General features: G+C 44.5%; 31 protein-coding genes. 3 read left to right on the plus strand and 28 right to left on the minus strand.

The features are described from left to right. Window positions 1–135 precede the first annotated feature (135 nt). The 11 genes from AM231_RS11450 to AM231_RS11500 form a co-directional block, all read right to left on the minus strand. Complete coding sequence (locus AM231_RS11450; RefSeq protein ID WP_054402720.1) at window positions 136–1359, minus strand: MGDG synthase family glycosyltransferase; 1224 nt, start codon at window positions 1357–1359, stop codon at window positions 136–138. An 80-nt stretch (window positions 1360–1439) separates the two neighbouring features. Continuing rightward, on the minus strand, window positions 1440–2060 hold the full coding sequence (locus tag AM231_RS11455; protein ID WP_054402721.1) for a YqaA family protein: 621 nt from the start codon (window positions 2058–2060) through the stop codon (window positions 1440–1442). A gap of 328 nt (window positions 2061–2388) precedes the next feature. Next, on the minus strand, window positions 2389–3036 hold the full coding sequence (locus AM231_RS11460) for an HAD family hydrolase (RefSeq protein ID WP_054402722.1): 648 nt from the start codon (window positions 3034–3036) through the stop codon (window positions 2389–2391). 29 nt (window positions 3037–3065) lie between these two features. After that, complete coding sequence (locus AM231_RS11465; RefSeq protein ID WP_242615125.1) at window positions 3066–3227, minus strand: zinc ribbon domain-containing protein; 162 nt, start codon at window positions 3225–3227, stop codon at window positions 3066–3068. A gap of 65 nt (window positions 3228–3292) precedes the next feature. Then, entirely contained in the window at window positions 3293–3991 is a 699-nt protein-coding gene (locus AM231_RS11470; RefSeq protein ID WP_054402723.1) for a YjjG family noncanonical pyrimidine nucleotidase, read from the minus strand. Then, window positions 3981–4178: a hypothetical protein gene (locus tag AM231_RS11475; RefSeq protein WP_054402724.1), complete on the minus strand. Its 198-nt coding sequence runs from the start codon at window positions 4176–4178 to the stop codon at window positions 3981–3983. The genes AM231_RS11470 and AM231_RS11475 overlap by 11 nt, the downstream gene beginning before the upstream one ends. A gap of 24 nt (window positions 4179–4202) precedes the next feature. Beyond that, entirely contained in the window at window positions 4203–4862 is a 660-nt protein-coding gene (locus AM231_RS11480) for an HAD family hydrolase (RefSeq protein WP_054402725.1), read from the minus strand. A gap of 50 nt (window positions 4863–4912) precedes the next feature. Beyond that, window positions 4913–5395, minus strand: coding sequence for a GNAT family N-acetyltransferase (locus AM231_RS11485; protein ID WP_054402726.1), 483 nt, complete (start codon window positions 5393–5395; stop codon window positions 4913–4915). 15 nt (window positions 5396–5410) lie between these two features. Then, window positions 5411–6112: a class I SAM-dependent methyltransferase gene (locus tag AM231_RS11490; protein WP_054402727.1), complete on the minus strand. Its 702-nt coding sequence runs from the start codon at window positions 6110–6112 to the stop codon at window positions 5411–5413. Window positions 6113–6261: 149 nt separating this feature from the next. Next, window positions 6262–7008, minus strand: a complete 747-nt coding sequence (locus AM231_RS11495; RefSeq protein WP_054402728.1) for a GNAT family N-acetyltransferase — start codon at window positions 7006–7008, stop codon at window positions 6262–6264. Between the two features lie 410 nt (window positions 7009–7418). After that, on the minus strand, window positions 7419–8585 hold the full coding sequence (locus tag AM231_RS11500; protein ID WP_054402729.1) for a purple acid phosphatase family protein: 1167 nt from the start codon (window positions 8583–8585) through the stop codon (window positions 7419–7421). Window positions 8586–9057: 472 nt separating this feature from the next. Here AM231_RS11500 and AM231_RS11505 point away from each other — a divergent pair, with 472 nt between their 5' ends. Together AM231_RS11505 and AM231_RS11510 are read left to right on the plus strand one after the other, a co-directional pair. Next, window positions 9058–10071: an ABC transporter substrate-binding protein gene (locus AM231_RS11505; RefSeq protein WP_054402730.1), complete on the plus strand. Its 1014-nt coding sequence runs from the start codon at window positions 9058–9060 to the stop codon at window positions 10069–10071. 111 nt (window positions 10072–10182) lie between these two features. Next, entirely contained in the window at window positions 10183–11850 is a 1668-nt protein-coding gene (locus AM231_RS11510) for an AraC family transcriptional regulator (protein ID WP_106406066.1), read from the plus strand. Between the two features lie 78 nt (window positions 11851–11928). Here the strand turns inward: AM231_RS11510 and AM231_RS11515 are convergent, their stop codons facing one another. The 5 genes from AM231_RS11515 to AM231_RS11535 all read right to left on the minus strand — a co-directional run bounded on the left by AM231_RS11515 (window position 11929) and on the right by AM231_RS11535 (window position 14974). Then, window positions 11929–12399, minus strand: a complete 471-nt coding sequence (locus AM231_RS11515; protein WP_054402731.1) for a hypothetical protein — start codon at window positions 12397–12399, stop codon at window positions 11929–11931. 14 nt (window positions 12400–12413) lie between these two features. After that, window positions 12414–12953 carry a thioredoxin domain-containing protein gene (locus AM231_RS11520; protein ID WP_054402732.1) on the minus strand — a complete coding sequence of 180 codons (540 nt, stop codon included), beginning with the start codon at window positions 12951–12953 and terminating at the stop codon, window positions 12414–12416. 9 nt (window positions 12954–12962) lie between these two features. After that, the gene (locus tag AM231_RS11525; RefSeq protein WP_054402733.1) at window positions 12963–13490 is read right to left on the minus strand and encodes a MauE/DoxX family redox-associated membrane protein; all 528 of its coding nucleotides are present in this window, start codon (window positions 13488–13490) and stop codon (window positions 12963–12965) included. A 22-nt stretch (window positions 13491–13512) separates the two neighbouring features. Beyond that, window positions 13513–14148, minus strand: coding sequence for a DUF4407 domain-containing protein (locus AM231_RS11530; protein WP_242615195.1), 636 nt, complete (start codon window positions 14146–14148; stop codon window positions 13513–13515). Window positions 14149–14335: 187 nt separating this feature from the next. Then, on the minus strand, window positions 14336–14974 hold the full coding sequence (locus AM231_RS11535; protein ID WP_207383563.1) for a YkoP family protein: 639 nt from the start codon (window positions 14972–14974) through the stop codon (window positions 14336–14338). 299 nt (window positions 14975–15273) lie between these two features. On the opposite strand from AM231_RS11535, the gene AM231_RS11540 reads away from it, so the two are divergent. Further along, the gene (locus AM231_RS11540; RefSeq protein ID WP_054402735.1) at window positions 15274–17676 is read left to right on the plus strand and encodes a glycoside hydrolase family 18 protein; all 2403 of its coding nucleotides are present in this window, start codon (window positions 15274–15276) and stop codon (window positions 17674–17676) included. A 116-nt stretch (window positions 17677–17792) separates the two neighbouring features. Here the strand turns inward: AM231_RS11540 and AM231_RS11545 are convergent, their stop codons facing one another. The 12 genes from AM231_RS11545 to AM231_RS11600 all read right to left on the minus strand — a co-directional run bounded on the left by AM231_RS11545 (window position 17793) and on the right by AM231_RS11600 (window position 25993). Then, complete coding sequence (locus AM231_RS11545; RefSeq protein WP_054402736.1) at window positions 17793–18506, minus strand: metallophosphoesterase; 714 nt, start codon at window positions 18504–18506, stop codon at window positions 17793–17795. A gap of 46 nt (window positions 18507–18552) precedes the next feature. Next, complete coding sequence (locus AM231_RS11550; RefSeq protein WP_341271606.1) at window positions 18553–19038, minus strand: hypothetical protein; 486 nt, start codon at window positions 19036–19038, stop codon at window positions 18553–18555. A 96-nt stretch (window positions 19039–19134) separates the two neighbouring features. Beyond that, window positions 19135–19662, minus strand: a complete 528-nt coding sequence (locus AM231_RS11555) for a 2-phosphoglycerate kinase (protein WP_242615126.1) — start codon at window positions 19660–19662, stop codon at window positions 19135–19137. Window positions 19663–20043: 381 nt separating this feature from the next. Continuing rightward, window positions 20044–20466, minus strand: a complete 423-nt coding sequence (locus tag AM231_RS11565) for a hypothetical protein (protein WP_054402740.1) — start codon at window positions 20464–20466, stop codon at window positions 20044–20046. A 341-nt stretch (window positions 20467–20807) separates the two neighbouring features. Next, window positions 20808–22022, minus strand: a complete 1215-nt coding sequence (locus tag AM231_RS11570) for a vWA domain-containing protein (protein ID WP_165593390.1) — start codon at window positions 22020–22022, stop codon at window positions 20808–20810. A gap of 148 nt (window positions 22023–22170) precedes the next feature. Next, window positions 22171–22989: a GNAT family N-acetyltransferase gene (locus AM231_RS11575; protein WP_054403627.1), complete on the minus strand. Its 819-nt coding sequence runs from the start codon at window positions 22987–22989 to the stop codon at window positions 22171–22173. 97 nt (window positions 22990–23086) lie between these two features. Then, window positions 23087–23548 carry an 8-oxo-dGTP diphosphatase gene (locus AM231_RS11580; RefSeq protein WP_207383564.1) on the minus strand — a complete coding sequence of 154 codons (462 nt, stop codon included), beginning with the start codon at window positions 23546–23548 and terminating at the stop codon, window positions 23087–23089. 64 nt (window positions 23549–23612) lie between these two features. Continuing rightward, the gene (locus AM231_RS11585) at window positions 23613–24248 is read right to left on the minus strand and encodes a zinc dependent phospholipase C family protein (RefSeq protein ID WP_054402742.1); all 636 of its coding nucleotides are present in this window, start codon (window positions 24246–24248) and stop codon (window positions 23613–23615) included. 46 nt (window positions 24249–24294) lie between these two features. Then, window positions 24295–24771, minus strand: a complete 477-nt coding sequence (locus AM231_RS11590; RefSeq protein ID WP_341271607.1) for a DinB family protein — start codon at window positions 24769–24771, stop codon at window positions 24295–24297. Next, the gene (locus tag AM231_RS30340) at window positions 24741–25019 is read right to left on the minus strand and encodes a hypothetical protein (RefSeq protein ID WP_341271608.1); all 279 of its coding nucleotides are present in this window, start codon (window positions 25017–25019) and stop codon (window positions 24741–24743) included. Before AM231_RS30340 ends, AM231_RS11590 begins: the two co-directional genes overlap by 31 nt. Window positions 25020–25059: 40 nt before the next feature. Then, window positions 25060–25656, minus strand: a complete 597-nt coding sequence (locus tag AM231_RS11595) for a histidine phosphatase family protein (RefSeq protein ID WP_054402743.1) — start codon at window positions 25654–25656, stop codon at window positions 25060–25062. Window positions 25657–25813: 157 nt separating this feature from the next. Continuing rightward, the gene (locus AM231_RS11600) at window positions 25814–25993 is read right to left on the minus strand and encodes a hypothetical protein (protein WP_054402744.1); all 180 of its coding nucleotides are present in this window, start codon (window positions 25991–25993) and stop codon (window positions 25814–25816) included. Between the last annotated feature and the right edge of the window lie 134 nt (window positions 25994–26127).

Raw genomic sequence — 26127 nt, forward strand, 5'->3', positions numbered from 1 at the left:
CATCCGAAACTGTATAAAAAAACTCCGCCACTAGGCGGAGCAGTAAACTCATTATGAGGGTGCCCATACAGCATGAAATCGAAAACAATTCAATGAAAAATATGCCTTATGTTATGCCGTTAATCATCTGCATATTTAGTAATGATTGTGAGACTCGTTAGCATAAACTTCCCTGTTAAGCACCTCATATGGCACCGGATTCATATCAGCCCACTCTCGCGAAGGGCGGTAATTCTGCTGAATATCCATTAATCTTGTCAGAACCGATCGCGCCGAATCCTTATGCGTGTTTATAGCCGCTCTTCGCTTCATCTCTTGCAAAATGGAGGGACTCGTCATTAAAGTCAATAATTGATGCTGCAGTTCTCCTGCCATCGCTTGCCGTGCCACGCCAATGCCAACCAGATAGTCTGCGTTATCCTGCTCTTGGCCCGGCAATGGTTTAACCAGCAGCATGGGGCACTTCATCGTCAACGCCTCGGAAATCGTAAGTCCTCCCGGCTTTGTCACCATCAAATCGGCCATCGCCATCAATTCATGCATACTGTCCACATAACCCATGACCGTAATTTGTGGATGATCGGCGAAATCCTCCAGCAGGGTTTGATATAACTTCATATTGCGACCGCATACAACCATAAAACGAACATGATGAGGATATATCCTTGATTTCATAAGCTCGATAATTTCTTTATCGATCATCCCTTCCCCGCCGCCCATAATCAGGACTACCTGCTCGGATGTCTTCAAGCCATAATACGCCCGAAGCCGATCCTGATCTACTGGTTGACTATAAAGCGGATGGACGGGAATACCGGTCATGGATATTTTGGCGCTTGGTACGCCTTTGCGTTCCAACGCTGATTGTACCCGCTCAGAACCCACCATATAATAATCCGTATGCGAATGAATCCAGTAACTGTGATCTGTGTGATCCGTCATCACGGTAACTGTCGGTACATCTGTGTACCCCATCGCCTTCAATAGGGACATCCCCGCCGCTGCCGGAGGAAACGTACTAACCACGACAGCCGGCTTCTCCGCCTCCAGCATCGTTCCCAATTTATGCAGACTAAAGGTGCTGAAACGTTTCAGCATATGGATTAGCGCGTTTTCTTCACGAGTTTTTTGAAAAAGATATCCGTAAACAGATGGAAAATGCTTCATCCACTGCACAAAGAAAAACTGTCCGGCCACATGCAGCCGTGGATGAGTTAATTCCATGTAATCAATAACTTTAACGCGCAGATGAGGGTAGTTTCTTTTTGCGGATTCCATAATGGCCTTTGATGCCTGGTTATGACCCTCTCCCAGACTTCCGGTTAATACGATGATTTTTTGCTCATTCATGGATCTCATGGATATTACTCCTTATCTAACGTTATATGATAATTGCAATCAAAGGGGATACCCGAAGATCGCTCTTCGCGCTTCCTTAATCATTCATTCTTACCTGTCGTAAGGTTCATTGAATCCTCTTGTCCTTGCATGATTTGGGTATCCGAACGTTTTTTCTTACGGTTCTTGACGTAGCGTACGGTTAGCCAAATACCCCCAATCAGAGCACCAACGGACAGAAGTATAATGGTTAACACACTGTCCACCATATTCTCAGCTGCACGGCCATACACGTAGAACAGCACACCCACAGTATAAAACTTCACGGCACGTCCGAGAGCTGCATAACTGAGAAGCTTCCATAAGGGATAACTCATACAACCGGATAATATGGTGAAAATTTTGAAGGGTATCGGTGTAAATGCACCGACTAGAATTGCAGCTTCGCCATGCTTGGTGAATAAGGCGGTAGCAGAATCATACCATTTTCGCTTCATGATCTTGTTTAATACCAGGCTGCCGGAAGCTCTGCCAATTCCATATCCGATTGGCGTTCCGATCAAGCACCCGACAAAACCGATTGAGGCTAGCCAGATCGCACGATCCGGACTCAATGCACTTAAAGAAAGCTGCGAGAACAACGCTGGAATCGGAAAAATAATCGCATCGATCATGGCATGAATGAATAATCCGATATCGCCTAAGTTACGTAAAAAATCCATCCGGGCTGTTCTCCTATGCTTGGCTGCCGATCAAGCAGCACGTATATTGCGTGACCCCGCTAATCAATCTCAAGTTCGAACTCATTCGATCCATTCCTCTCTCGTACCATGTTAATGTAAGGATATCATGTTTGAAAAAGGATGCCTTCCGTCTTCAGACGAAATTGAACCTAGACTTAGGTCTAGATACTAATAGTAGATCTAATATAGTAGATATAGTATAAACGAGTTGTATGATCAAAAAGTTGGGTTTATAACCTTAAGACTCAAATAAAAAAACAGTTTAGCCGCAATACGCGGCCAAACTGCCAAAATTCAGTCTTCTTAACTATTCAAATTCACAAATCCCCGGAACTTCCCGGATCGACTTCACGACATAATCAGCTTGCGACAAATCCTGATTGCCCGAGTTCGGGTTTACAAAGCCAATGCATTTCATTCCGGCTGCCTTTGCTGCTGCGACGCCATGCCGGGCATCCTCCAGCACCATGCAGTGCTCGGGTTTCACACCTAACATTTCCGCAGCTTTAAGGTATACATCCGGTGCTGGTTTTCCTCTATCCACCTCTTCACCGCTCACTACGCATTCGAACTGATCCAGGAGATTGAACTTGCGCAATACGGCCGTAATAAATACGGGTGGCGATGATGATGCAATCGCAACTGGGATTTGACGCGCTTTGAGCTCCGCCAAAAGTTCGTGGATGCCGTCAATCGGCTCCATTTCCCTTGCGGTGAGCATTTCTATTTTATTGGACAATTGATACTCAATAATTTCGGCAACCGATTGGGTAAGCTGATATTCATTTTTAATGACTGCCCACATCTCAGGATTGGTCATGCCTACATACTTCTCCAGATCTTCATGAGTAATGGCTGACCCAAAGTCGTTCATCACCTGAATATCCACTTCAAAATGCAGCGGCTCACTGTCAATAATGACGCCATCCATATCAAAGATAAATGCCTGTATCATGTTTCATTCTCCTATTCTGCAATATGATGTTAACGCCAGATGATATCTAACACCGTTCCGAGCACACCGGATTTATGGCCTCTAAGCACATCGGGATTGAATACTTCCACGAACCCGCACTGAGTGCAGGATACGAAGAGATAATGGTGATAATCGATATCAAAGATTTTGCTTAACCCCGTGCCGCTCATGCTGACCTCCTAACCTTCCCCCCGATTATGTATCCATCAGCATGTCCTGTTTCTCCCCTACGTTATCATTCCGATGAAATGATATCACGCAGCTCTCCAAGCGTATGAATCTCATACTTGGGCTTAATGGACGTCGGATTTGGCTTGCGCTGCGGGTTATACCAGCAAGTATCAAGCCCGTAACGAATGCCTCCTAGTATATCTGAAGTTAATGAGTCGCCAACAATGAGTACATCCTTCTTCTCAGGGGAATTCAGCTTGTCAAACGCATAATCAAAAATGCCTTCGTGAGGCTTTTGTGACCCGGCATCTTCTGAGACGATAATACATTCAAAGGAATCACAGAGCGGCGACCTGCTGATTCGGTTAAATTGCACTTCCTTGATTCCATTCGTGATGATGGCCATTCGTTGTCCGCGTTCGGCCAGTTGCCTGCAAATCTCTTCTGCCCCTTCCGTCAGAAAGGAGCCTTGTCCTAAATACTTTATGTAGGCATTGCTGAAACCTTCAGCGTCCAAAGCACATTGGATGCTGTGTTCGGCGAGCAGCCGCTCAAACCTGGCCGTACGCAATTCACTTTGCGTAACGCTCCCCTGCTCAAATTCGTTCCACAGCTTCTGGTTAATGCTTCGGTAACTGTCGACGATAGCATCTGTGCATTCCTGATCTATCTCGCCAAATACCCCAGATAGTGCGAATGCCTCCGCTTTGGCATAGTCGTATAACGTGTCATCCGCATCAAATAATATGACCTTATATCGCAATGCTGTGCCTCCTTACATGCTGCTTACCTGTTACAAATTTGCCATGCAGAAATGCTCTGATCTCCGGTTCATGTGTGATCTCGTAGATCGGATCAAGATCTTCCATCATATACTCTCTGAGCAGGATGTCCTCACACTCTATGGCAAAGGGTTTATCTGGGACATCGTTAGTAGGCTTGTTATTCAAAATAGTCCTTCTGTATGCACTCGTTTAATTACTTTGGCTCCCAGTAACGAGCGCGATCAACTGATCGGGCCGCGTATAAATATCATCAGGTTCAACGCCGAATTGTGCATTCTGAACGGTATCAAACCAATGCGCTCCTATGGTCAATACCTGGGCTGATTTGCCTGCTGTTATATCCGCATCACTGTCGCCGACAAAAACCACATCTTCCGTGCTCAAATTCAGTATCTCAAGTGCTTTGAATATCCCTTCCGGGTCAGGCTTGGATCGCTTGACCTCATCTCCCGCGATCGTAGCGACAAAATAACCCGTCAACTTAAGATTTTGCAGACAAATATCCAGGCATCTTCTACTCTTACCCGTAATAATGACCATGGGTATTCGTAAAGCGGATAACTTCAATACAAGCTCTTGGATCGCTTTTGACAATTGAACATGTTCTTGTAAATCCTTCTCAAAGACCTCGTAATAATATTCGATAGCTTCATCTACGTGCGCCGGATTGGAAATATGATTCGCAATAATTTCTTCCTCCGTCGGACCGAAGGTCTGCACGATTTCTGCATCTGTCAGCAGCTTGCCTTCATATTTTAAGAAAACTGCCCGGAAGGCATTAAACGAGACTGGCAGCGTATCGGCTAATGTACCATCAAAATCAAACAACACTGCCTGCACGGTCCTCATACCTAGTTCCCCCTTTCACCCTAATAGCAGATGAAATTCACATTTTCATCTTAAACCAAATTCAGTCTCATCTGAATAGTCATGATCGGTTGATGATGATCATCTAAAGTTGTAACTTGTACATCGTAAGGCTTAAAGCCAAGTTTATGATAAAAAGCAAGCCCTCTTGAATTCGTATTATGGCAGCTAAGATGAATCTGTTTCATTCCATATTTGTCCCTGGCAATGCTTAGCATGGTCTGTAACAGCTTCTGTGCTGCTCCCCGCCCTCTATAGGATGGAGCTATGATAACATTGCCAAGCCACAGTGTCCCACCCGTCTCTTCATAAAAATTCGCATAACCGATCACCTGTCCCGTCGTTTCCTTTATCAAAACCGTAGGCTCATAACGATTCTCAAGCAAACTCAGGATTTGTTCGGGTGTCAAAGGAAACTTCGACTTGGGACTTATATACAGCAGCTCTTCTGGCGTTTGGGGAAAGTTACATATCGCTGGTAGATCTTCGTCTATCAGCGGCCTATAGGTATACATGTCGCAGCCTCCTTCTTACTTCGTCACTCGGGCAATATACATACCTCTTCCAATCAATCCTTGTGGATCATGCTCCACATCCAGTCCCGCTTCCTGAAATGCCCAGATCATTTCCTCCACGGTGAAGAGCCCCAGGCGATGCTCCTCCGTATGATGCTCAATTCCATGCTCGCTGCCAAACAAATACTCAAATTTCATAATAGAGATATTCCCCTCGCGATCCGCATGACTCATCCTGCTCATATGGATTCCTTGACGCTCAACCGTGATCGTATCCACTCTTCCAACAGTCCATACATCCGGAGTAAACCATGGCTCAACCAGAATGACTCCATCCTCGTTCAGATGTGTCTTGAACTGTATAAGGGTTTGGACCAGCAGATCCAGCGTCCTCACATAACCGATAGAGCTGAATAGACACATGACTACATCATATTTCCGTTCCAAGCGAAATTGGGTCATATCAGCAACTGTATAATGACCCTGAGGATGTTTTGACTTTGCAATCGAGATAAATTCGGGATTTAGATCGATTCCATCCACATCATAATATGGTTTCAGGTAAACAGCATGCTCTGCTGTTCCGCAAGCAACGTCAAGTATAGCCCCATACTCTTTTCCCTGATTCACGAGATAATCACGAACCTGCCGTGCTTCCTGCTCATAATCCTTAGAGCTATAAATGACATCATAATATTTGGAAGATAAATGGAACATAATATAACCTCTTTCTACTAGAATAGACCCGGTTTAGAGAGCATAATCCAAGCTTAGCTCATCGGCATAGTCTTTTCCATGATTATACATCTGCTGTCAAACGGGATACCCAACGTAACACAAATATTGAGGCGGTTTCACTTTAAAACTTAGTCCTCAACCTGCTTACATCTATACCAATATGTATAAATCTCTTTATACTGTAGACCATCATATAGGCGGTTAGCCGGAACATTTTGCTGAACCACTTGCAGATAACTACTTGAAGCTCCTTTCGCTTTGGCCCATTGAAGAACATGCAGCATCAGTTGTTTGCCGAAGCCCCGATTTCTTGAGGATGGCAGTACAGCAATATCATAGAGGCCCAGGACCCCCTCTTCTATTGAGCCTATTCCGCATGCTACAGGTATAGATTGATCATAAAGCGTAAAGAAACCATACGGTATGACGGATTGACTTAATAGTTTTCTAGTTATCGCTAGATTCCTATCTGACAGTCCCGTTATTTCCCCCAAGATTGATAGCCAGCCCTCGTCTAAATGCTCCTGAATCAGGATTTCACTATGTATTGGCATGGCGATATCATTCAGATCATCCAATACTTTTACGCTGGATGGCTCAAGCAATGAATAACCCATACTATCTAAAGCAGAGTCCAAACCGGGAGGATTAAAAGGAGTAATTTTGAAAATAACATCGAGTCCGGCTTGGGCATAATACTTCTCACATTGATGAATCTGTGTGTGCAGGTCCATCGATTTCTCTGAATACAGGGCGTTAATCGAATTAGCTCTCTTCGTATACCCCTCAGCAAATCGTAACAACCAGCCATGATGAACCACGGTTTGAAGTGCTGGCCAAGCATTCAGTGTCAATTCTTCGATCCGTTTGTGCATGTATATCACTCCCGTTCATAAGTTAGGAATAAATATACATTATAATGAATTTTTACTCAAATCCTATTTCACGAGTTTCTTGCATGTTTAATTCTTGAGAATCACAATCCCTCCCAACATATCCAGCAAATAAGATAGAGGTTTTACCACTCCGGGCTCGTCCCACCAGAGCAACTGGAGGGATCAATCTTTTCGATATCTCCCGACTATCAGTTATCCTGGATATATTTTGTTTTCTCCAATCAGTGATATGTATCCCTATCTTTCCTTAACTCGTTTAAGATGTCCTGCAATACGACCCAGATCGCTCTTAAATATACAATTACAAATACAAAGCCAACTCCCAGTATTAATGCGATGATCTCCAATGTTTCTCCCTCCTACACGATTGAAGGCTCGAAATCAATCTGTTAGATGTAGTCCTTCTCACCCTCGGCATTTTTCCGTATCAACAGCTGATCAAACAGCCGACCATCATCGTCGATAGCGCGTATCTCCAAACGATTCTCCGTTACAATGACCTGCAGAAAATGAGGCACCGCCAATGATTGCGATGTATGCCACTCTCGCTTAGGGAGGAGCCAGTTCGGCATGGCACCGGCACCGCCCACAACGACGTAGACAATCCCGTTGTCATAATCTACTTTTCCTTCAGTCACCGGGTGACTTCGTTCGTACACAATAGTGTGCGAGTTGAGAACCAGATCCACCCCATATTTCTCCAACACCGGGCATAGCTGACGTAAATCCTCGACCTGATAACCACCTGAAACATAAGGCGGATAGTGAAAGAATACAATTTTCCATTTGGAAACACTGCTCGATAATTCACGCACCAAGAAATCATACTGTGCATTCCCCGGACTCATCCCGCCTGAGCTGTGAGGATAATCCTCTTTTCTAATCAAATCCGTACTGTCCAAACAGATGAAATGAACATCCCCATAATGAAAGGCGTAGAAGTTCTTCGGTTCCGGAAATGCAAAAAGGTCATAATACCAGGAGGCGTTATCCTCGTGATTCCCCAAACAGCTATAAAGGGGTGTATTCACAAGAAAATCGCGGCCTGGATCGAAAAAGTACTTGTTCCAATCTTCCTCATTCTTCCCATCATTAACGATATCTCCAATAAACAAGGCTATATCTGGTCGATACTGCTTCATCAAGCTGAAAATTCTCTGATTAATATGTCCTCCCGACGAATCGAACCCGCTATAACCTCCGGTTTCACTGGTCACCGTAAAAGAGAATGGCTTACCTTGTCCTGCTGCTGTCTTGAACATATAAAAGTCCGACTCAATCTCATCCGATTCATGCTGGGAGTAGACCTTGTAATAATAAGTGGTTCCAGGCTCGAGGTCCTCCACGGTGATTTGGTGTATCCGTGTTGGAGACTCTTCAGCAAAAGTACCGAATAGGTCTACAGGCTGCTTGTAGTTCCCTTGATGTCCGCTATGTATTCTCTCGGCATGCAAGACGTCCACCCTGGAAATTGCTGGGTAAGACGTTTCCCACATTACGGTCATGGTGTGTCCGGTCGGGTTTTGCAGGTACGGCCCTTTCACAATGGAAAGCATGTTACAGCCTCCTTCGAATCTATTATTCGGAAAATGATGATTGCCTGACTTCGCTACCTCTCTAATTATAACTATCTTTTTAGCTAAAAAGTTACCCCAACCTTATATTCACACCAATGTCGTATCATTTGGATCCCGTATTCATCTATATGGCTATGCTTCCACCACTGCAGCCAGGTAAAGGAGCCAAAGAATAGGATCAAGGCAAACAGGATCATATCTCCACGTCTTATTTTGGACCACATGCTTCTTCCTGACATGAACAGTCTCTGGAACCCAGGTATGAAGTATGCGCGAAACCATCGAAATGAATTTTGTCACGTTTTTCCACCTACGCCATACGACTTGTACAAACGGAAAGGTTTTTTTTACTTTTGTCCATTGAGTCCGGAATCAGCATCCGCTATGATGTTTCTATCGAGAATGATTATCATTATCTCTAGCTATAGAGAACCGTTGTGGAGGAGAAACCATGAAAACTACTAAAAAGTTCCCCTTAACCATCAGCATCCTGACGTTGATGAGTCTCATGCTAATGGCATGCAATGGGAGCAGTGAGCCAGCTCCCGTTCAGCAAGATACGGCTGGCACAACCATTCAGCCAACCACCCGTTCAAACGATCCCCTACGATCTGAAGCTGACAAGGGAGATGCCAACCGTTCCTATACCGATTATAAAGGACATCATGTTGAAATCCCTGTATCACCAAAGCGCATCATATTCTCTGGGGAAACCTATAGCGATTTATTCGCCTTGAGTGTTCAGGCGATCGGTACTGATATGGACCGGGTAAAAGGATCCGTCTATGAAGATAAGACTCAAAACGTTGAAGACATTGGCTTTCCGATCAGCTACGAGAAGGTACTCGCTCTTAATCCGGATTTGATTATTGTCGCAAACCCGGACGAAACGGCGTACGAACAGCTTTCCAAGATTGCCCCCACTCTTATGTTTGATACATTTGCTCCTTTGGAACAACGTTTGCCTGAGCTTGGCGATATTCTCGGCAAAAAGCCGGAAGCTGAACAATGGGTAACTGATTATCAAGCTAAGGCGGACGCCATGTGGCAGCAGTTGAAATCCGTCGGCATGCAACCCGATGAGACGGCCTCCGTCTTCACGTATTATCCGGGGGATCGGCTTTTTGTTATGGCCAGCACGGGCTTATCTCAAGTACTCTATCATCCTAGCGGCTTTAAGCCCACGCCTAATATTCAACAGTTACTGGATGAAGAAACTGGATTTAAGGAGATCTCGATGGAGAAACTTCCGGAGTTTGCAGGAGACAGAATCTTTATCCTGAACCCCGTTCAGCCCGAAGCGCAGAAATCCACGCAAGACATGATGAACAGTCCGATCTGGGCAAACCTTCCTGCTGTCAAGGCTGGGTATGTGTATACCATCGACATTGCAAAATCAGGTAGTGACGCAGCTACAAGGGAATGGTTACTTCAAGAGCTTCCGAAAATGATAACCAATAACTGACCACCTATAAGAGACAGTTCAATACTTCCCTATTGAATTGTCTCGTTTTTCTATTTACAATTATCGATATTGATTATCATTATCATTAAATATTATGGAGTTGTTGCCATCATGAAGGCGAATCCCTCTCAGATCCCCTATCGCTCCTTAACTTATCATTTAGTGGATGCGGATAGCCGAACGGAGTCCATTGGATGGACATCGGGTAGTTTGACGTCGAATTCCCATACCTTGTTGATCTTTGCCAAAGGTAAAGGCAGTCTGCATGTCGGTCAACATGTCCTCACTATTACGCCTGGCAAGTGTTATTTACTGGGCCCCGACACCACTTATCAGGTTCATAACGGAACGGACAATGCCGTTCAATACTCAATGCTCACCTTCACCGTCATTCAAGTCGATGAGCAGCAGCATATGACATATAAAGGCGAACTTATTCCGGGAAAGCTTGAATTATGTGCCTATCCTAGCTCTCATTTGCTTGGGCTGATTGAATCGTTACATTCCAACCACGAATATACATCTCATATCCACTGGATTCAGCAGCATGCGAGATTTCATGAATTGCTCGCCTTTTTGCTTCAGCAAAATATCCAATCAGACCATGCCCCAACCTCTGTGCAAGCCGTTGAGAGCGTTATTCAATATGTTAACGAGCACTACATGTATCCTGATCTGACGGTAAAACAACTGGCGAACATGGCTGAATTATCGACCTGGCGTTTCACGCACATATTCCAGGAACGAACCGGAAAAAAACCTCTGCATTACTTAACCGATTTGCGCATTAACCGCGCCAAAGAACTTCTAGCGCAAAGGAATGAACCGCTGCGAAACATCGCCCAAGAGATTGGATATACGGATGAATACTACTTCAGCCGCCGTTTCCGCCAAATTACAGGAATGTCTCCGAAGCAATACGCCGAACGCATGGACGTCAGTAAACGCGTAAACGACTGGACCGGACATGAAGTCGATATTCCGAGAGTACCAAGGCGCATTCTGTATTACGGCGAAACTTTCGGTGATCTGCTCGCGATCGGAATGCAGCCAATGGCAGGCCCTTGCTCGAACAATACGCTTAACCAGCAGGCTGATATTCAGTATGCGCTTGATATCAGCCATCGGAAGAAATCAATTGAAACCATCGAATGGAAACCGGATTTGATCATTTTGGCGCATGCGGATGAAAAAGAATACCGAAGGTTCTCCAAAATCGCCCCTACCGTCACATTCAATTCATTCGCTCCTCTAGCCCAGCGTTTACATACGCTTGGCGATTGGCTTGGAAGAGCGCATGAGGCGGATCAATGGATGAAATGGTATCGAACCAGAACCGATAACATGTGGAGGGAACTGCAGCAAGCCATGGAGCCTGGCGAAACCGCGTCCATCTTCGTATTTGACCACGGATCTCGTCTCTTCGTTATGGGAATGTCCGGTCTGTCGACAGGACTATATCACAAGCATGGATTTCAACCGACGGAGCCTATTCGCAACATCCTGAACGACGGTTTGGGTTATAAGGAAATTTCGACTGAGGAGCTGCCCTTCTACGCCGGTGACCGTATCTTTATGCTAATTCCGGTCAATACCATATCCAAGCAAGTCGCGAAAGTCATGATGCAGTCCTCGCTATGGGGCAACCTGCCGGCTGTTCGGAATGGGCATGTTCATGTGTTGGAGGCAGAACGCTGGAACAACGGAGATGCCTATACGCTATCAAAGCTTCTGAACCTGCTGCCTGAACTATTATGGTCAACTTCCTGTACCACCTGATAGTTTCTCAATCGAAATACTGGATTGCAAAGTTGATATCATCATAAATGGCATACATCACGTACCTTTTTCTACTATTTAATACAACTCGGTTGACCTGCATGCACAGATCACATACCGCCCATAGATTTGCGCTCCCTGATAACACCAATTACGTCCGATATAAGGATGTACATAGCGCGATATGCAATCCTGGCACTTTGCCCGGTGTCCCGCCGGGTCGCTCGTATACCACCAGCCGGCGGGATAAGGACATAAACCTTTGCAGTCGTCGATCACCGTCTTGGGCGTACAAATAATATAATCGGACGGGCAGGAAGCATCTGCTCCGCAGCCCGAGCAATATTGACCATGCGGAGGCCGGCAGGGCCCCGCAGCAAACGAGATTTTGACGATATCGTTTTCATCGGGCCGGACCAATACTTTGGCAAGCGTCTCGGCCGTTTTTTGCGCAAATTTATTCAGTAGCGACTTCCGATTTATCTTCCGGGTAACCCGACTGATCAACACCTGCGTCTCTTCGTCCTTGTTCTCCGGCTTTCGCCACATACTCTCACCTCATCTTAAGAAGCCCTTGATGCTATCGCATATGCTTCAAGCTGTTCCCGGCTGTTGACCAATCCCTTATGCCTGATGACGCCATTCAGATCCACTGCATAGGCATAGGGGGTGACCTGCACATCCAGATGATTCGCAAACTCTGAACTTGCGATCAGCACCTCATCGTCATAAGCCATTTTTCGGACATAATCCGATGCTAAATCCACGGACGAGAATAACAAAAGAATGGGTTTCACGTTATTCATCCTGGCGATCCGTCTAAAATCCGGCAAAATATCGGCGCATTCCTTACATGTCGGCGATCCAAACAGCATGATGGAAGGCGTGCCAATCAACTCGCTCGTGGACCACTCGGCTCCTTGCAAGGTCGTCGTTGTGGCCCTGGGTATTTTTTTGCCAACCGGAATCCCGGACTGATTCACTCCCCTAGCGGTACCCATCACCATGATCCCCAACTGGCGGAATAGGACCAGATTCAGAATGACCAAGGGTACGACGAGAATCCACAGCGATATATATGAGATCCAGAAGATCGTGTTCATTGCTCCTCCTTACAACCTTTTTATTTTGGATACATAAGGTGCAGCAATCTCACGGTACACTCGGATCGCATACAGCGCATCCGGAACCCCTATTATGATAAAGAGCGATAGCAGCAACATCATTCCCTCCATAAGCAGACCGATAACAGCGAAAGAGTGACTATGCTCAAACCAGACAGGATGGCTGTAGGCCAACCCCATAAGACCCATCGCCAGATTAAACCACATCAATGGAAAGCCAAGCTTGGAGTTGATCTGAGGTCCGAGACAGCCGCAGTCTACTCTTCCTTTTTTCCGAATGAAATAAGCGACGCCCAATCCTTGAACGAAATAGAGTAAAGAGATGCCAAGGAAACTGATCCACGAGGGAAAGCAATACACCATGGTAACCAACAGTAGTTGCGATAGGATGAGCATCATATGGAGACGGGGGCCACCAGGGAACAGATCCGGATCACCGAATACACGGCTCCAGCCAAAACTCACCACCGACAACAGCATGGGCAATGTCACGGATATCGCGAGCAGTTCATGCATGGGCTTGTATGCTCCTCTCTCTTCAGTAGAAGATAATCCAGATGATGGAACCTATGAGCAGCAGCTTGGAGGCGGCTTGTCGCACGGTCGAGAGCAAGGTGAGGTTGCGTACCCTTATTTCGAGCATACGGAACACGATGGATCGGGTCAGCGGGAGACTGAACACCGTGCCGCGAACAATTCCAAATATGGCCCCTGCCAGCAGACTAAGCCACCATGGAGCAGCGAATAAGGAAACCAGGATATAAGCATGAAAGAGAACACCCACCTGCAGGGTGATGAAACCCAAACCTAGAATCATGCCCCATAATACCGCGGAACGGTATCCCGCGTGCTTGATCCATTCGGAGGGAACGATGAAATTGCCGGATGGAAGAATGCCCGTCTTATGAACGAACTCCACGCACAGGAGTAAGGCCAACAGCACAACCAAAATATAGTTTTGAAATAAATCAACAACGGTTAATTTCAGCAAAAAATTTATCAGTCCAATCGCCAGTCCAGTCACTGCGCCGCCCAGGGCACAAGAGAAAATATACACCAGCGCATATTTGGATCTACTGCTCTTCGTGCTCTCCAGACTGCCCAACACATTCAGGCCGCAGGTGGTGTCCACACTGGCCACTGCGGCAGAAACAGCAAATATAAAGAGCAGCATCGACAGCAAGTTACGCCACCTCCCCATCACCTTTTGTATTGAAATGAACCTTCACTTCTTCATCTTATGAGTCACAGCCTGTCGATTATTTGCACAATATTTAAGAGGCGTGGCTTAAGATGATATGGGACCATAAGTAACTTTATTTAGAATAAAAAAACGTCCACGGACTTCTCCGTAGACGCTTCTATAGTATGGCGACTTGCTCCTCTTGCTCCAATTGTCTTCTGTCTGATATTGAAAACCTCTTCTTCAGTGAGGAACGGGTATGAATCAACATCATCGGTACGAGTTGCTCGGTTCTGCGATCGATTCGGCTTTTCCCCTCCGGGTGCATAACAGACAACAAGATGCGCAGGTAGGAAGTGGTCAACTTTTGAAACAGGTCCGATTTCATTGTCCGATGCTCAAAACCGAGGCCATGCGTTAACCCGCGATGCAGCAATGTAATTCCCACCAAGGCGTTGACCTTCCTAAATTCGGACTGGCTTTCATAAGCGCGGCTAATCTGCTGCATGGACTTTCTCCCAAGTCTCGCTATTTTGAGTGCTGCACGATCCGGTCCCTCCGATCGAATGAGCTTCAATATGGTCTCATTATCCAAATGAAGCTCGCCTACCAAATCTCCACTCTGGATGACCGTTGAATCCTCACAAATGATAGATTCCCCCCGGTGCTTCTTGATAATGACCGTGCATATGCCAAAGCGCGAAATATGGACGCTGCGAAATCTCGATAAAAAGCTAAAAAGGCGTTCCCATATCATCCAGGTTGATTGCATCACAGTTTTCAGTAGTTTTTGCAGCAGATAAACTCCCCCGCTCATAAATTATTGAAATCTCTATCCCACCTTTTTCCTAGCTATTCCCATCATAGAGGAGTCGCGTATGGGATTACACAGTCTGAGGTATAGAATCGGGCTCGGTCCTGGGACTGATAAACGTAATGAGCGATGCTCTGTCGATCCGCTTTATCGGCACTTGGGTTCTATTTTCTTTTTTTTGCAATATAAGAAAGTAAGCGCTTTTAAAATACGAGGAACAGTCTTTCCTCCTTCAACAAGCTATACTGGCCGCCGGTAAAGTTGATTCAAATTACACCAAACTGATAAAGGATGTGAATAACATGATGCTCTTACAAATACGCAAGTACGTCCTCGTGTTAATGGCAGTAGTGCTACTACTTCCTGGGATCTGCGTACGAATTCCAATATCGCATGCTCAGGCTGGCGCGTTCATCACCTTGGATTCTCATCAGAATGGACAAGCAATTCAACCGGGTGTTGCAGAATTATTCGGGACTTATTCCGGCGTATATGATCTCCAACTAATCGTAAACGGTAAGATCATTGCTGATGTTCTGATGGATGATCCGAATGGCGATGATATAGGGTCTTGGTCATACAAGCTGGACACTAGTCAACTGGACGGTACGATTGAGCTGGTTTTGAAGGGTAATGATACGGTTTCGCGCTATGGCATTTGGTCTCCTTGGACCCACCTCAACATTGATAATCCTGCCGCTCATATTCCCGAAGTACAAGTTACAAGTTCATCCGGACCTTCCCAGCAGCTTAACAAGCTAGACATCAACATAACTGTCGAAGGTAGAAATCCGCTATCGCTGGTTGAGCTCCGTGTAGGCGGAGGGGAATGGCTCCAAGTCCCTCCCTCTAAGAAAGGATATCATTACAAATTCAAGTTGCCTCATTCTCGTCAGGCAGTTTACAGTTTAGAAGCCAGAGCTACCGATACATTTGGCAATACGGGCTATAGCCAAACGTTCTATGCCAGAGTCAGTCCTCATCCCCGTGAGAACAGCAGCAATCCTGCGTCAGTAACAGAGAATGTCTATCAAGATCAAATACTTTCTCCAGCTCTTGTTGGCCTAATGGAGGGGGACAATGCTTCCATGGAGAACAAACCTGAAGCGCCAACAAGCAGCATCTCTAGCTCGTATCCGCTGCCGGATCAGGATCGCGCAATCTGGATTTGGGAAAATGCATCTTATCCTCTAATCTTGAATCCTAATTCCCGGGAAGTCCTCTCTTCTATGGCAAAGGATACAACAACCTTTCAGCAGCGTCCTATTACAACACTGTATTTGGCAGTAGGCCAATATAACGGAACAAAAATGCTGGAAGATAATCGGAAGGAAGTTCAACAATTCATCGAATGGGGGCATAGGGAGGGCTTTCAGGTTCAAGCCTTAATTGCCGGCGGTACATCCCCTCCCTATTTTGGAGCTTACCAGCGCTATCATACCCAAGCTGTAAAGGAATTTGAGCAAATCTTAAATTACAACTTGGCTTCAGGTACGTCTGCTCGCTTTGATGGTGTAAATGTGGATACCGAACCTTATATTCTTCCGGATTTCAAAACAGCAAAGCCTTCCGTGCAAATTCAGTATCTGGATATGCTGCAGCTTCTCATGGAGCGCAAAGAGGCGTCGGGCCTCCACTTGTCGGTTGGCGCAGCCATTCCAAGATGGTATGACACTTCGGCAGATGCCAGCGATATCCCCTGGAATGGAGAGACCAAATGGTTGTCTGAGCATATTCAAGATACTGCCGATTATATCTCGATTATGAATTACCGTGATCAGGCGGAAGGTAGTGCAGGCATTATCGCGCAAGCGCTAAATGAACTAGCCTACGCTAATAAGATTGGCAAGCTAAAGTCGGTTGTCATCGGTGTTGAAACCAAAGACATCGCAGATGGCGGGGATCCGGAAACCATAAGCTTTCATGAAGAAGGTCGAACCTATATGGAGAAAGAGTTAAACAAGGTCTACGATGTGTTCCTGAACGACTCGGCGTTTGGCGGTATTGCGCTCCATCATTATTCATCGATTCTTGATTTTCCTAGTGAGTGGGGACCTGGAGGCTACACTTGGCAGCCTCCTGCTGACGATGAACCGCCAAGTACGGTCCAGGGGGCGGCCGCAGCAGCTTTTGATTTCCAGCGGATTCATATCACGTATGATATGGCAATGGATAATGCAGCCGTGAATTCGTATCGTATCTATCGTGGAACCGAAGCCGATTTTCATATCGGACCCAATACTTACGCGGGAACTTCAAAAGGACTTTCTTACAAAGATAGCGGGTTGCTTCCTGACACCACATATTATTATAAAATCACTGCAGTCGATATCGGCGGCAATGAAGGGACTCCCAGCATGGCTGTATCGGCAACGACGGCGCCATCAAGCATGAAGCCGATGGTTATTGACCACATGAACATCGTGTACTCTTCTGGCATTGCAACCGTAACCGTGAAAATGGTCGACATGGTAACAAGAGAGCCTGTTACTGCCAAAATCAGCGGGCGTTTCACCCATATGGCAGGCAAGTATGTCAATGCTGCAACAAACGCAGAAGGTCTTTTCCAAGCACAGTCTGAGACAATCCCAGCGCTTCGTGGTGAAATCGGCTTTCTGCCGCGTCGTATTATGGCGGACTCCTATTATTGGGCTAGTGCCTATGACCAGCTTCCTTATCCGACTGTAATATGGGGGGAGCCATAAGACGAACAACGCTGCGGAATTTTCTAATACAGACCAGAATAAACCCAGGCCGTGGCCTGGGTTTATTTGTTTTCGATAGAATTGGTCCACCAATTGTCTCGTCTCACCTGAACCTTTTACTTGGGATTGTTGATGTGGACGGTCGAATAAATTCCATTCTCGTAGATTAAGCAATTCAACTGCAAGCCATATGCACAACCACCATCAATCCCGATCTTGTCATCCTGGAACCAGACATCTGCCGAATCATGGAGTTCAATGGCTCGGGTATGACCAAACACTACCGGTTTGTCCAAATCTAGCCGAGCATCATGAAACACCTTTTTAATATACATGAAGTCATAATCAGGCTGCGTGCGCCAATCCGCATAGCTCGGATTAATACCAGCATGCACGTATATATGATGCGAATCCTCATGATATAACGGCAGGGTCTCCAGGAACTCAATATGATCTATGAAGTTTTGTTGAATATGTATTCTTGCTTGATTAAGTAACTCTTGATCAACATCCGTGCCAATAACATCGCAATAGCTTTGGAGCGTCTGCAGTCCTCCGTGCTCCAAGAACTTGGCCTGAACGGCAGCATCATCCGTCCGAATCAAATCGACCAGCCGCTGATCATGATTACCTCGAAGGGCAATAACATCATGATCGTGCACCAAGTCTCTCACTTGTTCCACCGTCTCTTTACTCATACGCCCCCGATCCACATAATCGCCAAGCAGTACCAAGGTGTCACGATCAGGGTGATAATCTACCTTCTCAAGCAGTTTCAGAAACGCCTCATAACAGCCATGAATATCACTTATCATAAGCTTTCTGTTCAAAAAGATCATCTCCATCACTATGATATAAAGGCATTTATCAAAATATTTATCTTGATGAAGCCCAGGATTCCAAAAAAGGGCGGATTGAATGATCGTCCCATATCTGTGCTTCAATATAGCGTTCAGGTCCTAGATCTCCATGTTTATTCCAATCCTGTGGCCAACCATATTCATTCACCAGCCCAAGGATTTCATCCTTTAAGTAAACCTTTCCTCTGTATGGCTTGTCGTCTTTATAACGCATGGTGGGAAATAAGTCGCCATAAGTAAAACTTATGATCTCAGGGTCAACATCATCCAAGAGAAGCTTAATTTCCTCACCATTCGGGTACCAGCGTTTAATCCACTCACAGGGGCCAAGGGTCATGTAATGCGGATATTCCTTCGTTGGTCTGCCACCCTTTGCTATGAATAGCTCTCTTGCCAGTAGTTCTACTTTCCGCCGAATGGACACATAATCATCCGCTCGTCGACTCGCATACCAATCTGTATTTTGTTTCAGTCCTTTTTGTATTTGCTGCGCTTCATTCAAGGGGAGTGCGGACAAATTCCGAAAGGGACCCGTTGCTACATCATAGTAATGATATAAAAACAATGCCATGCTTAACCTCGTTTCACCTGACTTTTTTCACATCGAATAACTGCCGATTTTCTTCTTTTCCCTGTCTATGTAGTCATATACTTTGAGTATCTCTTCCTCGTAGTTATTCTGAATTTCAAAATATGCGACATCGGATGCCAGACACTTTTCTCGAAATGTTACATGCTCTTTAATATATTCAACGGCTGTCCCCTCTTCTGGGTACATTCGTGTTTCGATAACATTTCGATGGCGAATGATACTGGAGCGAAAATGCTGCTGAATGTATGGGGTTGAGAACCCTAAGAAAACGGCAATGATCTGCTCCTTGTATGATGATTCAATATCCTCAAGATGATGCGGCAGTATGTAGCAGCCCTCGATGATAAGACTTTGCTTATTCTCGATGTTCGTCATGATGATTCCCTTAAGGATCGGCCATAATTTGTCTCCGATATCCTCGGTTGAATCCATCGGCGTAAATCCGCAGTTCTTATCGGCTCGATACAGCCCCATTTTCAGATGATCGATCGACAGATATGGAACATGATATTTCTCAAGTAATCGTTGAGCCATATAAGTCTTACCTGTGCAACTATTCCCACTGATTAATATGATCAAGAACAATCCTCCCGTATCGGCAAAGTCATGTGATAGTCGTTACGTTTGCTACTCAAAATACCTTTTATAGTTATCCAATAATTCTACAGGACTTACCTCATCTTCATCATTAAAGGCATCCTGATCCGATTCAACCTGATAGACGTGAGCATGTACATGGAGATCAATTACACTCTGAAGCAATTTCATGAGACTATGGTTGAATTCATATTCAAGAACAATATGATCTCCGTCTTCGTGAACGGGAACACGACATAGTTTCATTTGTATTTTTGAAATTTTGATCACCTCGTAAAGTCAATGCTTGACCCAAGTGCTAACAAATAGAGATCTCTACTATACGATTGTTGCACAGTAACCCTGTTCTTTACCTTTTATAACCGCCTGCATGTATCCTTCGAAATAGAAAGGAATATGATCCTCGGTACCATTTAGAATTCTTCCTCTTACTTTATCAAAAGCTAATATGGATATTGAAAAATCCGGTTCCCCCGTAACAAATACAGGTTGATTTCTCTCTTCACTCCAATAATATTTCCCGCCATGTATTCTTCTTGCGACTTCCATAATGTAACACCCCACCATAGAAGAAACCGAGTTTACATGGTCCTCTTCAAGTTCATAATCACACAACTCGTCTAAAATATCCTCAACAATCTGTAGGCTTTCAATGCTCAAATCAAGATTTCCCTTGTCGGAAAAGTTATTCTTAAAACTCTCTGCTGTCGATATTATATCTTCTTCTAATTTGCTTCTCATAAATTCCCTCCCATTAAACAATACATCTTCGTTTATTCACATATATGTTTCCGAATACCATAAGCTAACAAAAAATATGATTTCAAACAAGAACAACATCATAAACAATAGGATGACAATAACTAAAATGATTTTCATAACTTGCTTAAAAATATTCTTTATACGGAACGTGTTCATATTTCATCCCTCATTAATCTTGTTATAAGAAGTATACCGTATTTATACCTCATGAATATCCTCTTTAGCTATTCGTAATATAAGAAAAAGAAAGCCCCGCTGCATTTGCAGCAGAGCCATCCTCTCATAACTCCTGCATTGGAGCCTCACTTCACTCTTGATTGCTATGGGTTCATATTGTTCTCCCTTTCCTTCCTGCTATCCCTGACCGCCTTATCACGCTCTTCCCAAGTTTCATCGACAATTGAATCTTTTTGCTCTCGTATTTGTTTGACTAACGCATCATTTTCTGCTCGAACCCGCTTAATTACCTCTTCCCCGTAGGCCTTGGCTTCCTCGTCATTGCGAGCCTTCCGGAACTGCACCTCTGCATGTATTTTAGTTGTCTGATTGGTCAGCTCCACCCACTTACAGTTAGCCACCTGTGTTTCTTTGATCCAGATGGAATTGCTGTAATTTGTTTCCTTGAGCCATATGCAGTTATAATACTGGGTCCATGCAACCCAATCGAAGGATTCCTCAAAAATCTTTTGTAACTCCTCTGCATTCCTGGCATCAAAATACTTTCCTTTCCCCTGAGCAGCGATTTCTTTTAGACTCTCTGTACTCTCCGATACATCAAATCCAATGACATTCACAACACCCTCGATTCCTGACTCCGCCAAGGCAGCTGCCGCAGCTGCTGGATCGCCACCACAGGTCTCCAATCCATCTGTAACCAAATAGATAATGTTGGTATTGGTCACACTATCGTAGTCTGCAAAATCCTCCTTGGCCTCTTCTAACGCTTTTGCTATGTTTGTCCAGCCCGCTGGCTGTATTTGACTTAAGTTTTCCTTGAACTCTTCCTTCGCATAAGGCTGAAATGGATATACCGTCTCCGTGGCGGCACAGGAAGCCTCCTTCAGTGCCAAATCATTAGCTCCCTCATGACCATATACTCGTAGAGACACATTGGCTTGCTTCGGGAATCGACTGGCGAACCTGGCAATCTCTTTTTGGGCGATTTCCATCTTCATCCGACCATCCAGCTTCTGATCCATACTTTTGGAAGAGTCCAGAATAATCTGTATGTTAATGTTCTCTTTTAAATCTCCATTCAATGATGACGGCTTCTTGCATTCTCCTTCTTTCTTTACATCCTCCTGCTCACAGCCTGCCAGATCAGCCGGAAATTGTTCTTTTAGCTCCTGATACAGCCTTTCTATATGATCATCTCGGGAGTCTTCCTCGACCACCGATTCAGTAGATTCTTTGTTCACCTGCTCTGCCGTCTCCATCTTTTGATCAGCCACAGGCTCCTTCTCTTTCGAAGTACAGCCTGCCAGTGCTAACAATAACAATCCAAAGACAAAGATAACCAACCATTTCCTGTTCATGAATTCATCCTCATACCTTTCCAAAATTTCCCCATCATTACCCATAATCTCATGCATTGAACCAGCAAATACTTATTTTGAGAATAAAAAAGGGCAACTGCCCCCTTTCCTACCGAGAGACAGCCGCCTTATAGATAGAAACCTGTTGTTACGTTATACCATACCAGAATATTCTGTAATCAAAATCCGGGATCATACCAATCCCTTCGGCAATTCGAATAGACCCTGTATTATCCGGAGAGCAGTCCCAATAAGGTTGAATTCCTTTTTGACTACATTCTTTCACGTAGGCTGTGGCTGCTTGCACGCCATAATTCCTTTTTCTATATCCTTCAATGGTTTCGATGTCGATCGCATGCGTTTGACCGGCAACAAAAGCTGAGAAGCATAAGCTCACTAGATTATTATCTTCTTCGACGTAATACCCGAAGCCTTGCTGTAAGAAGGCATCCATGGAATCCCAAAAATGAAGCAGCTTCTTCTCCAAAAATGAATGGTTGTCCAATCGTCTTGATTCCAGCAGGTCTCTATCGATTCTATGTATGGCAGGAGGATCAGACAAGTCAGGTCTTCTCGCTAGTAAATTGCCCTCTGAATAAAATACATGTTGAATATCGCTTAGAACATTGCGGTTATTAAATATGGTAGAGATCGTGCTATCCCATGTATCCAAGTTCGCACCCATCTCCACGACGCTGATATTTTGCTTCTTTAGCACAGGTTCAACGTGAGTGATCATATAGTCGTTCAAGCCTGTTAAAAAACCTTCACTCTGCGGATCCCCAACAATCTGAAACCCTTGTTGACCTTGAATCCAAATCAAGGCCGCTGTTGGTTCGGTTTCCCGATCTACATAGACACGTCCCGGGTTGTTCCCCTGTACCACTGCTCTGACCTCGATGTTCTTACACTGATCAGCAATATAACTTATTTTGTAATACTCTTCTTTATTTAACTCTACTATCATGTTATAACCCCAATTCTCATCATATGTCATATGTTCTCCGTTATATCTCCAAAGTCTAAAAATAGGTCCTTGTTGTTGAATAAGTAAAAAAGTTGAACTAAGTTTCTCTAATATGTACTTCCTTCTCCCCTTCATCCCACACTACATGTATTTCAAAGGTGCCTTCCTTAAAAAAATACGGAATCCTCCTTCTAATGGATGTCTGCATGGGCACAAATTCAAGTTCGTTAATATGAATCCATTCTGGATTTCCTTCTTCAGATTCTGTTATTAATTCTCCAGAGAACTCCCGGGTCAAATAGTTGTATATGATATGTCGATCTCTTGCTTTCTCATTCACATATTCATAAATCCCTTTGAATCGTAGATTTCTTACATCTAATCCGGTCTCTTCTTTAACTTCTCTTATAGCCCCTTCAACAGGACTTTCTGGAAACTCCAGTTTCCCGCCGGGTGGAATATACCCCTGGAAATGATCATGATTTCGGTTCAGCATGAGAACCCGATCTCCATCTTGGATCATGCATAAGGTCCATACTTTATAGTTAATGTTATTCATAGAATCCTCTGTTTTCATATAATCATTACATGTTGTTTGTTATACATTCGCATTCAGCATCAGATTATATCCGGCTTCTGCCCGCTTCCATCGTGCTCAGAACAGGCTCTAATTTCATGATCCCCAATTCAACCGCTGTCTCGATATAGCCGATAATTTGTACCATCGTAAAAAGACGCAGGTCTTCGTTTATTGCATCCTTGTCGTATTCCATATCACCTAGTACATAGGGTATGAAGCTTTTCACGTCTTCACGCTTGACCTCTTCCAAATCCACGATAGCTGGGACATGACTAAGCACTCTTTTCAGCTCATCTGTACATCCATAATGCTCCAATAATTTACCGTTTAATAATCGAAAATCCTGATGAGATACATCATATAATTGTGGATCAGCTTCCATTCTGTTTCTTAGCCAGGGAAGATTAAACCCTCTTAACCAAATATCGTCAGCAATTAAATGTGTGTAATAACCCAATACATAGGGACTACTCCTCTCCGATTGGTATGTATCTAAAAACCCCTCATAATCAACATACCTTGTATAGTTCTGTACCTCACCTTGGAAGAAGTGGGATTCGTTTTTAGTCGAGACCGCATCTGGAGCAACGCTTCCCACCAAAAATGATGTTCGCTCTTCGATTGACAAGCTTTCTGCGATTCGATTGGCTATGATTAAGTGCATAATTCTTGAACCCATGGTTCCCATCTCCCTTTTATTGTAGAGAAACCTCCATACGATATTACTAGATGTTAGCGCTTTCCACGAGATGTAGAGCTTTCTTGGCTTTTTGCATTCTATGTTTAATGCGTATCGATTTATTCAGATGCAAGAAGATATGTCTTGTTGCTGGCATCAATATTAATCCTGCTATCGTTTTATACCCCCAATAATCAAGCAACCATAAAGCTTCGTCCTTAACAGCATTTTGCTCTTTAAGCTCATTGATTCTGTTGGCTTCGACTTTCTGCTTAAAATCACCTGGGGATAAGCAGCTCACGATTTCACGAGTTTTACGTCCAACTTCCCTACGATATTCCATAAGAGCTTGAATATCCAGTTTCGCACTTAAATCAGCAATCTCGGCTTCTGTCATTTCATTTCCCGAATGCGCATAATGGGTTTGAAGTTTCTTGCCCCATCCTCCCAAGTGCCAAACTTGCTGGTCGTGATGGACCAGTACATTCATGGTCATATCTTCAATTCGGGTAATATGCCACATATGCCATATAATCGAATTCTTCGTATCCGGGGCCGATACAGGATAGTTCGCCACGTTTCTTCTCCCAGATTCGTCACTAATTCATCTTCCAACGTAGCAACGGGTGAATGACTCATCTCCGATGCATGCAGCAAACTATGCTGCTTCAGAAACAAATCCACAGCAGCCTGATGCTCAGCTGGTTTCAAAATGATGTTTGTCAGTTTCTTATGATTCACATTCCATTGTTTTCTTTGATTTAAATCCATCTGAAACCTTCCTATTCTGGTTTGGATTTTGACAAGTACATCAAACTGAATCCCTTTTCGGGTCTCGATCGAGAAACCATTTCGTTTTATGTACTCCGGCTTCTCCAAGGAAATCTCCCCTTGTCAGTCCATGTTCCCCTAACAACATACGATAATTTGTGATCGTGCCATCATGGGAAATGATGATGAGGCGCTTCTGCCTTTCTTGGCACGAGCTTAATAATAACAAGGCATATGTCTCAAAAAGCTTCTGATCCATTGTATTAATTCCTTCACGCCAGCAGTCCAAACCGAAGTCAAGGATTTCAATTCCATGATGAAGGCCAGCAAGCTCATCTCTTGAGTAAATCTGATCACACATCAATGTAGGAAACTCCGGATGAAGCGGGAACATTCTCGGACCTACAAGAGGAGAAATTATGAAATTAGTGTGGTTCGTAAGGATATGAGCCGTTTCTATCGTTCGTTTTGTCGGGCTCACAACGATCATGTCATCGCTAGTCCATTCAAATTGTTCACGTAGTTGGCTCACCTGCAATTTTCCTAATTCCGTAAGGCTCGGATGTAAGGTATGTAAACGATCAGGGTAGTCTTCGAGATGTTCACCATGTCCATGACGAATGAATATGATTTCCACAGAGTCACCTCTTTTCAGATGAATAATGGTCACGACCTGTCTGCCTACTTAAAATACTGCACTAGGTTAAGGGGATTATCGACCGATTACCTTCCATAATTATACATAGGGCTACCAGACTGTGGAAGCCATTCAATATAAATATTAGGGCTAGTCATTATTCTTCGCTGCTATTTTCCAATATCCATTTCACGGCTTCATTTACATTCTTAGCGATAAAGTCAGGGTAAGCTTCTAACCAACCACCAAAAACTATTATTTCTATATTGTTCAAGGTCCCTCTGACCAGATCCTGTTGTGACAAGAACTTTAATACACCCTGCTTCTTGTGCAGCAACCAGGCCTCCTTATTATTCAAATAAACATTGTTCCTCGGAACCATTGCTGTATGGTCCGGGACTCTGGTCATGAATGTTCCTGACTAGAATATATGGTTTGAGTTCAACGTTTTTTCTACCTGCAATTTTTTTA

The organism is Paenibacillus solani (assembly GCF_001277345.1).
GTDB classification, from domain to species: domain Bacteria; phylum Bacillota; class Bacilli; order Paenibacillales; family Paenibacillaceae; genus Paenibacillus_AQ; species Paenibacillus_AQ solani.

What these genes read in the sequence shown, in the direction of transcription:
- AM231_RS11580 (WP_207383564.1), bottom strand. Translation starts at nt 23,548, where the DNA reads ATGAATAACATTAACTATAAAGTATGGACCTTATGCATGATCCAAGAT.
- AM231_RS30340 (WP_341271608.1), bottom strand. Translation starts at nt 25,019, where the DNA reads ATGGATTTAAATCAAAGAAAACAATGGAATGTGAATCATAAGAAACTG.
- AM231_RS11485 (WP_054402726.1), bottom strand. Translation starts at nt 5,395, where the DNA reads ATGTATACCTATAGGCCGCTGATAGACGAAGATCTACCAGCGATATGT.
- AM231_RS11490 (WP_054402727.1), bottom strand. Translation starts at nt 6,112, where the DNA reads ATGTTCCATTTATCTTCCAAATATTATGATGTCATTTATAGCTCTAAG.
- AM231_RS11520 (WP_054402732.1), bottom strand. Translation starts at nt 12,953, where the DNA reads ATGAACACGATCTTCTGGATCTCATATATATCGCTGTGGATTCTCGTC.
- AM231_RS11505 (WP_054402730.1), top strand. Translation starts at nt 9,058, where the DNA reads ATGAAAACTACTAAAAAGTTCCCCTTAACCATCAGCATCCTGACGTTG.
- AM231_RS11525 (WP_054402733.1), bottom strand. Translation starts at nt 13,490, where the DNA reads ATGCATGAACTGCTCGCGATATCCGTGACATTGCCCATGCTGTTGTCG.
- AM231_RS11460 (WP_054402722.1), bottom strand. Translation starts at nt 3,036, where the DNA reads ATGATACAGGCATTTATCTTTGATATGGATGGCGTCATTATTGACAGT.
- AM231_RS11575 (WP_054403627.1), bottom strand. Translation starts at nt 22,989, where the DNA reads ATGATAGTAGAGTTAAATAAAGAAGAGTATTACAAAATAAGTTATATT.
- AM231_RS11565 (WP_054402740.1), bottom strand. Translation starts at nt 20,466, where the DNA reads ATGAGAAGCAAATTAGAAGAAGATATAATATCGACAGCAGAGAGTTTT.
- AM231_RS11495 (WP_054402728.1), bottom strand. Translation starts at nt 7,008, where the DNA reads ATGCACAAACGGATCGAAGAATTGACACTGAATGCTTGGCCAGCACTT.
- AM231_RS11450 (WP_054402720.1), bottom strand. Translation starts at nt 1,359, where the DNA reads ATGAGATCCATGAATGAGCAAAAAATCATCGTATTAACCGGAAGTCTG.
- AM231_RS11500 (WP_054402729.1), bottom strand. Translation starts at nt 8,585, where the DNA reads ATGCTTTCCATTGTGAAAGGGCCGTACCTGCAAAACCCGACCGGACAC.
- AM231_RS11510 (WP_106406066.1), top strand. Translation starts at nt 10,183, where the DNA reads ATGAAGGCGAATCCCTCTCAGATCCCCTATCGCTCCTTAACTTATCAT.
- AM231_RS11540 (WP_054402735.1), top strand. Translation starts at nt 15,274, where the DNA reads ATGATGCTCTTACAAATACGCAAGTACGTCCTCGTGTTAATGGCAGTA.
- AM231_RS11555 (WP_242615126.1), bottom strand. Translation starts at nt 19,662, where the DNA reads ATGGCTCAACGATTACTTGAGAAATATCATGTTCCATATCTGTCGATC.
- AM231_RS11590 (WP_341271607.1), bottom strand. Translation starts at nt 24,771, where the DNA reads ATGTGGCATATTACCCGAATTGAAGATATGACCATGAATGTACTGGTC.
- AM231_RS11585 (WP_054402742.1), bottom strand. Translation starts at nt 24,248, where the DNA reads ATGGGTTCAAGAATTATGCACTTAATCATAGCCAATCGAATCGCAGAA.
- AM231_RS11570 (WP_165593390.1), bottom strand. Translation starts at nt 22,022, where the DNA reads ATGAACAGGAAATGGTTGGTTATCTTTGTCTTTGGATTGTTATTGTTA.
- AM231_RS11465 (WP_242615125.1), bottom strand. Translation starts at nt 3,227, where the DNA reads ATGAGCGGCACGGGGTTAAGCAAAATCTTTGATATCGATTATCACCAT.
- AM231_RS11455 (WP_054402721.1), bottom strand. Translation starts at nt 2,060, where the DNA reads ATGGATTTTTTACGTAACTTAGGCGATATCGGATTATTCATTCATGCC.
- AM231_RS11480 (WP_054402725.1), bottom strand. Translation starts at nt 4,862, where the DNA reads ATGAGGACCGTGCAGGCAGTGTTGTTTGATTTTGATGGTACATTAGCC.
- AM231_RS11530 (WP_242615195.1), bottom strand. Translation starts at nt 14,148, where the DNA reads ATGCTGCTCTTTATATTTGCTGTTTCTGCCGCAGTGGCCAGTGTGGAC.
- AM231_RS11535 (WP_207383563.1), bottom strand. Translation starts at nt 14,974, where the DNA reads ATGAGCGGGGGAGTTTATCTGCTGCAAAAACTACTGAAAACTGTGATG.
- AM231_RS11515 (WP_054402731.1), bottom strand. Translation starts at nt 12,399, where the DNA reads ATGTGGCGAAAGCCGGAGAACAAGGACGAAGAGACGCAGGTGTTGATC.